Origin of the sequence: Mesonia oceanica (assembly GCF_902499555.1) — a bacterium.
In the GTDB taxonomy this organism is placed as follows: Bacteria; Bacteroidota; Bacteroidia; order Flavobacteriales; family Flavobacteriaceae; genus Mesonia; species Mesonia oceanica.
Genome location: NZ_CABVMM010000013.1, coordinates 121217 through 133884, shown reverse-complemented (window position 1 = coordinate 133884; position 12668 = coordinate 121217). Strand labels below are relative to the sequence as shown.

The following is a 12668-nucleotide window of genomic DNA, read 5'->3' as shown; positions in this document are numbered from 1 at the left end:
GCTAAACTTCTTTCTCTTCAAATGGAATTTTTGGGTTGAAAATCTCTAAAATTAAGCTTTTCAGTTCGGTTTCAAATTGCTTTAACGTGTCTTTATCAATTGTACTATTTTTTAAATGAATGAAAGGCATAAAACCGGATTTTAAATTTTTAAACGAAATAATTCCAGCTTCAGCATGTTCAAACTTCGTTTCTTCAAAAATCATTCGTGAGTAACATAGTACTTGAAAAGCCTTAGCATATTTATAATCACCTGAGAGTTCACTCCACTCATTTAATTTTAAATCTCGAGATTCTACCTTTCCGGTTTTATAATCTACAATACGAAGTTGATTGTTCAGATAGTCAACACGATCTACTTTTCCACCAATGTTTATAGGAAAATCTAATTCAGGTATAGAAATTTCACAGGTAAGTTTATTTTCAACCTCCTTGATAATAAGTTCATTTGTGTCAACTTCTTTTAATTCCCTTTCTAGAAAATTAAAAATATAACGTTTGGCTATTTCAAAAATGATTAGGTTTTTTCCTTTGTTGATAGGTGCTTGTTTATAAGTCTTTTCGAACTCAAATTTTACTTGTTTTTCAATTTGAGTCTTCATTTTTATCAAATCTTCTTTTACAATTTGCTTCTTTTCAAAAGGTTTATAAAAGTGTTCTAAAGTATCGTGAACTACCGTTCCCAGTGTGTTTGCGGCAACGGTTTCTTCAACTTCTTCCATATCCCGGATATTTAACACATAATTTTTATAAAAATCTAATGGATTTCTAATGTACGTGGTTAAAGCTGAAGGAGAAAAGCCATGGGCAGCGAGCGTTTTAAGTTTTTCGAGTACTTCTGGAGATTTTTCAATCTTTTTTAATTGCTCTTTATTGGCAGGAACATAAGGGTTAAAGAATTTAAATTTTGGTTGATTATGTTCAGGGCTTTCTATTTCCAACTGGGTAATAAACCTACTTTTTTCTCCACTATTTAGTCCGCTGGGTTCTGTGTTGTATAAAATATGGACGTTTTTGGCTCGCTGCAATAGGTGGTAAAAGTGATAGGTGTAAATAGCATCTTTTTCTTTATAAGTAGGCAAGCCGTATTCCTTTTTTAGGTCGAAAGTAATAAACGAATTGGTGCTTTTTCCGGCAGGCAGTACGCCTTCGTTTACCGAGGTTATAATCACGTTTTCAAAGTCTAACACCCGACTTTCCAACATTCCCATAATTTGAAGTCCATCAAAAGGAGAGCCGCTAAAATCCAATTGTTCTGTTGTTAAAGAATCTCGGTAAACCCGTTGGAGTGCTTTAATGGTTTTGATGGGATGATTTTCTGCTAACAGGTTTTGAAGCTTGACAAATAACTGATGAAAATGAAATAAATATTCAGTCTCTAATGGTTTTTCTGAAGCTTTTTCAGGTCTTAGCTGTTGGATGAAATTAATAAAGGCTTGTAATAATTCTCTCGGAGATTGATACTTGGTGATAATTGGATTTAAGATTTTTTCAACTGAAGAACCTAAACTGAAAAGCTGCTCTTTGGAAAGATATACCCAATTTTCTTCATGAATTTTCTCTTGAATTTTTTTAGAATTGGATCCCAGTTGACTTAAAACTGCAGGATGATTTAAAATTTCAACTATTTGTTTGTAATAATAGTTTTGATCTTGCTGAAGCTGAAGTTCGAATATTACTTCAAATAAAGCTGCTAAAGGAGTTTCTTTTAAAGGTAACCCCATGGTAATATTTGCCTTTTCAATATTTTCTGGAAGAGAATTAAGCAAGGGGATTAACAAACCTTCGTCGTTTAAAACTACTGCGGTTTTATTGAGTTGCTCTTTAGTGAGCTTGCTTAAAATTTCTGCAGTTTGTTTAGCTTGACCAATGTTTTTGGGAATTCCTATAACTTCAATATTTTTCTTTTCGCTATAGTGACTGGGCAAATGTTGGAAAGTTTTTTGTTCTTGATAGTAGTTCCAGCTTTTAGCGTATTCTCTTATAAATAGGGAGGCTTCATGAAATTGATCATCGTATAAATATTTGTCGATATCCCAAAAGATTTGACCTCTGTTATTATCTAATATGGTCTGAAAAAGTTTTTGTTCAGCATTATTTAATGCATTAAAACCAAGAAGAACATAGTTTTTATTAGTTGATTTTAAATGTTTTTCAATTTGTTCGGAAGCTAGGCGGTACATCAAACCCTGATACGCTTCTTTATTTTCTACTAATTTATTTTGATAGTGTTGATAAAATTCCGGAAGACGATTCCAAAAGCGTAAGTAATTAGTAACTAATTCGGTTTGTGGATCTGCCAACGACCAGTGATTTATATCTTGAATTCTTGAGAGGTATGCAAAGAAATGATTAGCGTCGATAAGGTAACGGTCTATCTCATTAAAATCGTAAATAAGGGTTTGTGCCCAGCCATAAAAAGTTTCAAAATCTTCTTGCTCTTCTTTTGGGGTTAGTTTTAGGTAGGTTTGGTAAAACTTAAATAAGCTTTGTGTATTATCGATGGGTTGAAGTTGAGCAACATCTTCGATAAATTCTTCTGTGCTTACTACTTCCGGAGCGAAAAGCGAGCTAGTTGTTTTGCTTTTAATTGTTTCTTTTAAAAAACTTCCGGCCCTTTTACTGGGTAAAATAAAAACGGTCTCGCTTAAATTGAAATTCTCATTTCTAAATAAACTTTCTAATACTTCTTCAATAAAACTCTTCATAGTCTAAAAATAAAAAAACGCCTCAGATTTCTGAGGCGTTTTTACTATTTATAAGAATTTTATTTTCTTATTTCTCTCTATTCTTTTCTAAAGATACTTCAACACGTCTGTTTTGTTGTCTTCCTGCAGCAGTTTTGTTAGTTGCAATAGGACGACTTTCTCCGTAACCTTCAGAGGTAATTCTGCTAGCGTCAATACCATCTTGTTCTACCAAGAAGTTTTTCACTGAAGCAGCTCTTTCTTTAGATAATCTTAAGTTTAAAGCATCGCTACCTTGACTATCTGTATGACCCTCAATATGGAAAACAGTTTGTGGGTATTCATTCATAATCTCTGCGATAGAAGTTAAAGCAGGGTAAGACTCTTCACGGATTGAAGATTTTCCTAAGTCAAATAAAATTGTTTTAGAATACTCATTCAATTCGTTGATAACTTCAACAGTAACTTCAGGACATCCGTTGTTAGCAGTAGTTCCTGCAACATCAGGACATTGGTCATCTTTATCTAAAACACCGTCACCATCACTATCTGGCCAAGGGCATCCGTTATTAGCAGAAGGACCAGCTTCATTTGGACAATCGTCAGCGCTATCTTTAATTCCATCACCATCAGCATCTGGACATCCTTTAAGAGCCATTTCTCCAGCTACGTTAGGACACTCATCTTGTGGATCTGCAATACCGTCACCATCAGAGTCAGGACATCCGTTAAATTCAGCAGGACCTGCTTGATCTGGACAAGCATCATCTTTGTCTGGGATACCATCACCATCAGAATCAGGACATCCGTTAAATTCTTTTAAACCAGCAACTTCTGGACATTCATCTTCATCATCGTAGATCCCATCACCATCGGTATCAGTTCCACCGAATGCAATTTTAAATCCAGCTACGTGTTGAAAATGACGGAAACCTCCTTCGCTTTGGTCATCCATAGTATGCTTATAGGTAGTTTGGATGTTGAAAGCGATGTTATCTGTAAACCAGAAATTAAATCCTAATGTTCCATTTACAGTAAAATTACCTTCCTCATCTAACCAAGTATAACCAGGACCAACGCCTAGGTATGGGTCAAACCAACCATCTTCGTTAATAAGGTTTCTAAAACCATATAAACCAGTAAGGTCAACACTATAGTATGTTAAATCATCTACAGACACTCCGTCTATATTATCTATTCTATTAATAGAACCTGCAAGTTCTCCAGAGAATCCTGCTCCAATATAACGAGCAACAGATATACGAGATACAGAAGGTAATATATTATAGTGGTCTGTTTCAAAAAAACCATTAAAAGGACTGTCTTCATTTGCAGGGTAAGAATCCACTGCGTTTACTCCAATTCCGATAACCCAAGGGTTATTTTCGTCTTGGGCCTGTACGGTAGTACACCCCAAAACAAGAATTGTTACTAATAAAAATCTGCTAAGATGTTTCATATTAAAAAGTGTTTAATTTTAAATGTTAATTAAAGCAAAAGTAATTGCTAATGGGTTATTCCCAAAAATAAAACTAATAAATTTTTCTTAACAAAATTCATTAATGGCATAGATATTATTAAATAACATCTAATTCATTTCCAATTTTTATGAATGCTTTAATAGCTTTATCTAAATGGTTTTGATCGTGAGCAGCAGATAATTGCACTCTGATTCTCGCTTTTTCTTTTGGGACTACAGGGTAGAAAAATCCAATCACATAAATACCTTCTTCCAATAGCTTATCTGCCATTTTTTGAGATAGTTTTGCGTCGTATAACATAACAGGAACAATAGCAGAGTCTCCATCAATAATATCAAATCCTGCTTCTTTCATTGCTTTTTTAAAGTAATTGGTATTCCATTCTAGCTTATCCCGAAGGGAAGTATCATTTTCCAACATATCAAAAACTTTAATGGAAGCTCCAACAATTGCGGGAGCAAGAGAGTTGGAAAATAAATAAGGTCTTGAACGTTGTCTCAAAATTTCAATAATTTCTTTTTTAGCAGTAGTATAACCTCCCATTGCTCCACCTAAAGCTTTTCCCAAAGTACCGGTGATAATGTCTATTCTGTCCAAAACATTTTTTACTTCTGGGGTTCCTTTTCCGGTTTTTCCAATAAATCCGGTAGCGTGACATTCGTCAATCATCACCATAGCATCATATTTATCGGCTAAGTCACATATTTTGTCTAAGGGCGCTAATAAACCATCCATAGAGAAAACACCATCGGTTACAATGAGTTTGTGCCGCGCTCCATTTTCGTTCGCAGCTTTGAGTTGTTCTTCTAAATCTTCCATGTTTCCGTTTTCATAACGGTAACGGGCGGCTTTACATAAGCGAACGCCATCAATAATGGAAGCATGATTTAAAGAATCAGAGATAATAGCGTCTTCTTTGGTTAATAGCGGTTCAAAAATACCTCCGTTGGCATCAAAACAAGCTGCGTAAAGAATTGTATCTTCCTTGCCGTAGAATGAAGCTATCCTTTCTTCTAATTCTTTATGAATGTCTTGTGTACCACAAATAAAGCGTACACTGCTCATCCCAAAGCCATGAGAATCTAAGGTGTCTTTTGCAGCTTTAATTACTTCCGGATGTGAGGAAAGCCCTAAATAATTGTTCGCACAAAAATTAATCACTTCCTGTCCGGTGCTAATTTTAATAACGGCATCTTGAGGAGTGGTAATAATTCTTTCTTTTTTATAAAGGCCACTGTCCTTAATTTCTTCTATTTCTTGCTGTAAATGCTTTTTTAAGTCTGGACTATACATAATTATTTTCTAGTTTTTTTACAAAGTTAGATAATCTTAATGGTAACTGTAGGGTAGAGGTACACCAATATTTTTTTCTGAATTTGATAACCTATTTCTGAAATATAATTGGCATATTCATTCACTTGGTCTTCGTGAACTTTGAGCGGATCCCCGGTTTTATAATCTATAATTACAGCTGAATTATCTTGAAGGCAAAGTCGGTCAATTCTTTTGAATCCTTTAGGAGTGATAATCTCTTTTTCATTGAAAATCTCATAGTTTCTGCTGAAAAATTCTTTTAAAGTTGAATGATGAACAATCTCTTCTAATTTTTGCTGAAATTCTTTCTTTTCTGTAGATTGAATAAGTCCGGAATTAATCGCTTTTTGAAGAGCATCAGTAATATCTTCTTCATACATCACTTCCATTAATAAATTATGAATTAAGTTCCCTTTATCGATGGCTTCTTGCTGTTCAGTATCCCAAAGCATTCCAGATTTGGTGACCAAACTAATATTATGATTGGTCGGGGCCGAGGAGATAAACTTCATGCGATGTTCTTCTGAAGCTTCTTCCATCTTGTCATTTTTCGTTAAATTTCCAAATTCATAAATTCGTTCAGTTTCTTGCCAGCGTCCTTGTTTTTTCAAAAAACCTTTCAACAATCCGGTAAAATCTTTTTTCTCTTCTTCCGGCTTTTCAGGGTTTACTTCAGAAATCACATATAACTGATTTTTAGGTCTGGTAAGTGCTACATATAGAATGTTGAGCGCATCAAATTCATTTTCAAATAATAGTTTTTGGTAAAGTGCTGAGGGAATTTCTCCAAAGCCTTCTAATTTTTTGCTAGCGCTTAAATAAGCAAACGGAATTAAATTAGGTTCTTCGGTAAGCGGAACCCAAATATCATCATTTCGAGTATCTTCTAAACTTTGGTTGGCATAGGGATAGATTACTATTGGAAATTCCAATCCTTTAGAAGTATGAATTGTCATGATTTGTACAGCATCTTCACCTTCAGGAGCAATAATGCTTAGCGAGTCTTTTTTAAGCTCCCAATGGTCCTGGAAACCGGCAATTATTCCGGTGTTTTTCTGAGTGTATTCATAGACAAAATCAAGATAGAACTGCAAATAAGCATCGGCTTTCTCTTCTAAATGAAAAGCCCTAACGATATATTCAACCGCATCATAAAGCGGTAAACGCTGTAAAACTTCTAAGTCAAAATAAAAATCGAAGTAGTGAAGGCTCTCAAAAAAATCATTTCCTTCTTTTGTTAAGCGTGAATAGATTTCGTGAAAGTAATTGGCTTCCGGTTGTTGCTGAAGTAAATAATCCATCACTTCGAATTTTACATTTTTATCGGCTGGATTCAGGGATAATTGAAGAATAGCACTAATAAAATTTACTTCAGCAGAATTTTTAACCAATAAGGTTTCAGTGGAAATAATTGGAATGTTGTGTTCATTTAAATAATTGGCAACCGCGTACCCATGTGCTTTCTTTCTCACTAAAATGCAAATGTCTTTTTTACGATAACCTTTATTGTTAAGGTGTTGAATAGTTTCCAGTACTTTTAACGGATAAGCTTCGTCGCGTTCTTCATTATTAATTGCTTCAACAAAACTAATATTTACATAGCCACCATGTTGGTGATGAGGTTCTTGGTAAGAAGTTGCAAATAGTTTTTGGTAGCTGTCCCATTGCAGTTGAGAGGCACAAAAATTGAAAAACTTATTATTGAATTGAACAATTTCCGGTTGGCTCCTAAAGTTTTTAGGCAAAGTTACCGTTTGCTTTTCAATACTAAAAGGGTTGTATCCTTCACAGAGTTCCATAAACTGTTCTGCTTTCCCACCTCGCCATCGGTAGATAGATTGTTTGGCATCGCCTACCAAAAACAACTTTCCGTTTTTTTGATTGTTGAGTTGCTGCGAACTCAAGCTGTTTTCAATAAGTGGCTGTAAATTTTCCCATTGCAAGGCAGAGGTGTCTTGAAATTCATCGATAAAATAATCTTGGTAACGTTCTCCTAGTCGCTCGTATATAAATGGAGCAGGTTGCCCTTTGATGCTTTGACTAATTTTATTGTTGAATTCAGAAATGAGCAGTAGGTTTTTATCTTCTTTAATGGTTTCTACTTCTTTATAAATGAGGTTGAGCAGTGAAAGCGAAGTAAGTTTCTGTAAGATGCTTTGGTAAAAAGAGATACGTTGAATTTTTTCTTCAGAAGAAAAATAAAGTTCGGCTACCTGCGGTTGAATAGCATCCATTACCTGTTTCTTGGCATCGGTTTGCTTTTGTGTATAATGAGGAGCCGAATCTATTTCCGTTTCCCACTTTGTTTTTTTAGAAGTAGATTTTAGATAGTTTAAATCTTCTAACTTACGAAAGTGTTTGGGAATGGATTGGCGGTTGTAGTCTTTATCTTCGAGTCCGTTTTCCTGTAAAAGTTTAAAAAACTGAAGGGCATTTTCCTGAAGGTTTTCTTCAGAATTTTTAATGGCTCTTTTCAATTCTTTTTCAAAAGCCTGAAAATCTTCAAGGTCTTTTTGTGAAAGTACTTTTAAAGGCTCTAAATTATTTTCATTCACCAACAACCTTGCAATTTCATATAAGTCTTTGGCTATGTCCCAACTTTTATCATCGTCTGCTTTCGCAATAGCGAAGTCAATAAGGGTTTGTGTAAGTTTTTTATCACTCCCGGCTTTAGAAATAAGTTTATCTACCGCTTGGGTTAAAATATCGTCGGTATTTAATTCTACTTCAAAATTTAAAGGCAATCCCAAATCTTTAGCGAAAGTACGTAACACTCGATGGGTAAAACCATCGATGGTAGAAACATCAAAAGCGGCATAATTATGAAGAATACTTTTGAGTATGGTTGCGGCTTTTTCTTTTATTTCTTTGTCAGAAAGTTGCGTTTCTTGCTGAACTTCCTCAAAAAGAGCTTTTGAACTGCTTGGGGTCTCTTCTGCAGCAAAATCGCGTAAACTTTTTACAATTCTAGATTTCATTTCTGCCACTGCTTTGTTGGTGAAAGTTATGGCAAGAATATTTTTATAATAGTCGGTTCGGTTAGCTTTAAAGAGAATGGAAAGGTATTTTTTTACAATGGTAAATGTTTTTCCAGATCCTGCTGATGCATTATAGACTTGGAAAGGTGTTGGTTTTATTTCAATGCTCAAAATTTGGGATTTTTAGGAGTAAAAATATAAGCAAAAATGATAAGGTATAATGTTTCTCTATTAAAAACAAAATCTTTAAGTATTTTATAACATTTTTTTATTTAAAATACCAATTGTAATAATTAATTTTGATAGTGAAAATAATATTAACAGTAAAAACAACTATTATGGCTTTTGAACAACCAAAACTAAAATATGCATTTGATGCACTTGAACCTAATATAGATAAAGAAACCATGGAAATTCACTATGGAAAGCATCATGCAGGATATACAAAAAAATTAAATGCAGCTGTAGAGGGAACCGATTTAGAAGGGAAAACCATTGAAAATATTCTAATGAACCTAGATAAATCTAATTCTGCTGTAAGAAATAATGGAGGTGGTTTTTTTAACCACAACTTATTTTGGGAAGTAATGTCACCAGATGGAGGCGGAAAACCAAGTGGAGAACTAGGAAAAGCTATTGAAGATGCTTTTGGTTCTTTTGATGCTTTTAAAGAAGAATTTGCAAAAGCGGCAGCCGGACAATTTGGTTCTGGATGGGCTTGGCTTTGTGTACACGAAGGAGGGAAATTAGAAATTTGCTCTACTCCAAATCAAGATAATCCGTTAATGCCAGGAATTGGATGCGGTGGAACTCCAATTTTAGGATTAGACGTATGGGAGCATGCTTATTACCTAAAATATCAGAATAAGCGTCCTGAATATATCGATTCATTTTTTAATGTGATAGATTGGGAAGAAGTTGCTTCTAAGTATGCAAAAGAAAAATAAGATATTTTTATAAATATCAATAATAAAAAAGGTGGTTGAAAAACCACCTTTTTTTTGCCCCAAATTTTACCATAAACTTAACCTACTTTGTTATGGAATTATAAATATATTATATTTTCATGTATTTGTGAAAATTATTGCTGTTTTTTTATTTTATTTTTAAAATAAATTCGATTAATTACAAATATGCACGCTCTTTATTGCCTTCAAAGAAATTAATAAAGGATCTATTTACCACTCTATTTCCTCCTGGAGTTGGGTAATCTCCGGTAAAATACCAGTCTCCTAAATTCTTGGGACAAGCTTCGTGAAGCTTATCTACCTTTTGGTAAATCACCTCCACTTCAGCTTTGACAGTTTCGTCTGAGAGTAGCTCACCAATTTTTTTAGAAACTTGCTCGTAAGTAAAAGGTTCGTAAATTTCTTTTACAAAGTTTTGTACTTCGCTATCTTCTAAATCAACTTGTTGTTTACATTTCTCGTAAACTTTTTCTACTAAATCGTATTGATTGGCTTCTTTTAAAAGTGCTAGTGCTGCTTTAAAGGCAACAAAATCTTCTAACCTTGCCATATCAATTCCGTAGCAATCCGGATAACGAATTTGCGGTGCCGAAGAAACCACAATGATTTTCTTTGGACCTAACCGGTCCATCATTTTAATAATACTTTTCTTTAAGGTAGTTCCGCGAACAATACTATCGTCTATGATTACCAGGTTATCTTCAGGTTTAACCACGCCGTAAGTTACATCGTAAACGTGAGCTACCAAATCGTCACGGCTACTGTCTTCGGTAATGAAAGTTCTGAGTTTCGCGTCTTTAATAGCAATTTTTTCAGTACGGAGACGATACGATAAAATTTCTTTTAAACGAGCGTCGGTAAGTGTTTCTTTTTCTTCTAGTATTGCTTCGTTTTTCTGACGGTTCAATTCATCTTGAGCAGCTTCCACCATTCCGTAGAATGAGGTTTCAGCTGTGTTCGGGATAAATGAAAATACAGAATTAATCGTATCGTAATCTATGGCCTTTAAAACTTCAGGCATAATAAAACGTCCTAAGTTTTTTCGCTCTTGGTAAATTTCAGCATCACTTCCTCTAGAGAAATAAATACGCTCAAAAGAACAAGCTTTACGCTCTAAAGGTTCGATGATTTTTTTAATAGAAGTTTTTCCGCTTTTTTTCGTGATCAAAGCATGCCCCGGCTCTAATTCTTTTACATCGTCAAAATCTACATTAAAAGCAGTTTGAATCACGGGTCTTTCTGAAGCAACAACTACAGCTTCATCATCTATATAATAATAAACGGGTCTAATTCCGGCAGGATCTCTTAATACAAAAGAATCTCCATGTCCCATTAAACCTGCCATAGCATAACCGCCATCCCAATCTTTGGAAGACTTACGTAAAATTTTAGCAACGTTAAGTCTATTGGCAATATGAGGGGAAGCTTCTTTTTTGCTGTAGCCTTCTTTTTTTAATTTTTTATAAACTTTTTGTACTTCAGAATCTAAGAAGTGACCTATTTTTTCCATTACCGTAACGGTATCGGCTTTTTCTTTTGGATGCTGACCTAATTCAACTAAATTGTTAAATAGTTTAAAAACATTGGTCATATTAAAGTTTCCGGCAACGATGAGGTTACGGTGCATCCAATTGTTTTGTCGCAAGAATGGATGAACGCTTTCGATACTATTTTTACCAAATGTACCGTAGCGAACGTGACCTAAAAACAATTCACCTATGTAAGGAATATTCTTTTTTTGCGCTTCGACGTCTTCGGCATATTCCGGATGTTTTTGCAATTCGTCGTTGATGCGGTCATTGATTTGTGCAAAAATATCTTGAATAGGTTGCGTTTGGTTAGATCTTACACGGCTAATATATCTTTCACCGGGAGAAGTATCTAATTTAATGCTGGCCAAACCAGCACCATCCTGACCTCGGTTGTGCTGTTTTTCCATCATTAAGTACATCTTGTTTAACCCGTAAAAAGATGAACCGTACTTTTCTTTATAGTATTCTAAAGGTTTTAATAACCTAACAAGTGCGATACCGCACTCGTGTTTAATAGCATCACTCATGAACTATGCAGAGATTTAGGGTTGTTGTGTTGTTGATATTGAGGTTAATCTAAGTTGATTTTAAATTGGGTTAATGCTTTAAATGTTTTTAAGCGTTCTTCTATCTCTTCGTCGGTTAAATTCAGCATCCTTTCAGTTCCAAATTTTTCCACACAAAATGATGCCAAATTAGAACCATAAATAATTGCGTTTTTCATATTCTTAAAAGAAGTGTCATTGGTTTTAGCTAGATACCCTACAAAACCGCCAGCAAAAGTATCTCCGGCTCCGGTTGGGTCAAAAACTTCTTCTAAAGGAAGGGCGGGTGCGAAGAACATTTCATTTTTATGAAATAATAAAGCACCGTGTTCACCTTTTTTAATCACTACATAGTCGGGACCCATTTTTTCAATCTCACGGGCAGCTTTTACTAATGAATATTCACCGGAAAGTTGTCTTGCTTCTTCATCATTAATAGTAATTACATCAACTTTGGCGATTACCTTTTTTAAATCTTCTAGAGCATTATCCATCCAAAAGTTCATCGTATCAAGAACAATAAGCTCAGGCTTATCCATTTGCTCAATCACACTCATTTGAACTAAAGGATGCAAATTTCCCAGCATTACGATTTTAGCATCCTTATAAGATGAAGGAACAACAGGTTGAAAATCTGCCAATACGTTTAACTGAGTATCTAAGGTGTCGCGAGAATTCATATCGTTATGGTAACGGCCACTCCAAAAGAAGGTTTTGCCATCTTCTACCATTTTTAACCCTTCAGTATTGATTTCTTTTTCTTTAAGAATTTTGATGTATTCCTCAGGAAAATCGCCACCTATCACTGAAACAATTGCAGTATCTATACCAAACTTTCTAGCCGCAATGCCAATGTATGTGCCGGCTCCACCTAAAATTTTATCGGTTTTACCAAAAGGAGTTTCAATTTTATCAAAGGCTACGGTACCTACAACTACTAATTTATTCATTTTACTTGCTTAGAATTTGTTGCAAATATAAGGTGTTTATAAAAACTTAATAGGAAGCTGAAGTGGATTAATATTTTAATCTCTAAAAAAGTAATCTTTTCTCTAGATCAAATTTTTAAAAAGAATTGCATTTAGTGTTTTAGGTAATAAGAATAAAAATAATATCTATTGCTGATTTTTATCAGTTTTTCAGGATAGAAATAGAAATATTTTT

At 34.4% G+C, this 12668-nt stretch carries 7 protein-coding genes; 1 reads left to right on the top strand and 6 read right to left on the bottom strand.

All coding sequences use genetic code 11. From position 1 onward, the window contains the following. Position 1: 1 nt before the first annotated feature. From FVB9532_RS15770 to FVB9532_RS15755, 4 genes are all read right to left on the bottom strand, one after another. Complete coding sequence (locus FVB9532_RS15770) at positions 2–2707, bottom strand: PD-(D/E)XK nuclease family protein (RefSeq protein ID WP_150546146.1); 2706 nt, start codon at positions 2705–2707, stop codon at positions 2–4. 67 nt (positions 2708–2774) lie between these two features. Beyond that, the gene (locus tag FVB9532_RS15765) at positions 2775–4145 is read right to left on the bottom strand and encodes an OmpA family protein (protein WP_150546145.1); all 1371 of its coding nucleotides are present in this window, start codon (positions 4143–4145) and stop codon (positions 2775–2777) included. Positions 4146–4263: 118 nt separating this feature from the next. Continuing rightward, positions 4264–5460, bottom strand: a complete 1197-nt coding sequence (gene kbl / locus FVB9532_RS15760) for a glycine C-acetyltransferase (protein WP_150546144.1) — start codon at positions 5458–5460, stop codon at positions 4264–4266. A 26-nt stretch (positions 5461–5486) separates the two neighbouring features. After that, entirely contained in the window at positions 5487–8630 is a 3144-nt protein-coding gene (locus FVB9532_RS15755; protein WP_228482371.1) for a UvrD-helicase domain-containing protein, read from the bottom strand. A 167-nt stretch (positions 8631–8797) separates the two neighbouring features. On the opposite strand from FVB9532_RS15755, the gene FVB9532_RS15750 reads away from it, so the two are divergent. Beyond that, positions 8798–9406, top strand: coding sequence for a superoxide dismutase (locus FVB9532_RS15750; RefSeq protein WP_150546143.1), 609 nt, complete (start codon positions 8798–8800; stop codon positions 9404–9406). A 178-nt stretch (positions 9407–9584) separates the two neighbouring features. Here FVB9532_RS15750 and FVB9532_RS15745 read toward each other — a convergent pair whose 3' ends face one another. After that, positions 9585–11486, bottom strand: a complete 1902-nt coding sequence (locus FVB9532_RS15745) for an amidophosphoribosyltransferase (RefSeq protein WP_150546142.1) — start codon at positions 11484–11486, stop codon at positions 9585–9587. A gap of 44 nt (positions 11487–11530) precedes the next feature. After that, a complete protein-coding gene (locus FVB9532_RS15740; protein WP_150546141.1) occupies positions 11531–12454 on the bottom strand; it encodes a PfkB family carbohydrate kinase in 924 nt (307 codons plus the stop codon). Positions 12455–12668 lie beyond the last annotated feature (214 nt).

What these genes read in the sequence shown, in the direction of transcription:
- FVB9532_RS15770 (WP_150546146.1), bottom strand. Translation starts at nt 2,707, where the DNA reads ATGAAGAGTTTTATTGAAGAAGTATTAGAAAGTTTATTTAGAAATGAG.
- FVB9532_RS15765 (WP_150546145.1), bottom strand. Translation starts at nt 4,145, where the DNA reads ATGAAACATCTTAGCAGATTTTTATTAGTAACAATTCTTGTTTTGGGG.
- kbl (WP_150546144.1), bottom strand. Translation starts at nt 5,460, where the DNA reads ATGTATAGTCCAGACTTAAAAAAGCATTTACAGCAAGAAATAGAAGAA.
- FVB9532_RS15750 (WP_150546143.1), top strand. Translation starts at nt 8,798, where the DNA reads ATGGCTTTTGAACAACCAAAACTAAAATATGCATTTGATGCACTTGAA.
- FVB9532_RS15745 (WP_150546142.1), bottom strand. Translation starts at nt 11,486, where the DNA reads ATGAGTGATGCTATTAAACACGAGTGCGGTATCGCACTTGTTAGGTTA.
- FVB9532_RS15740 (WP_150546141.1), bottom strand. Translation starts at nt 12,454, where the DNA reads ATGAATAAATTAGTAGTTGTAGGTACCGTAGCCTTTGATAAAATTGAA.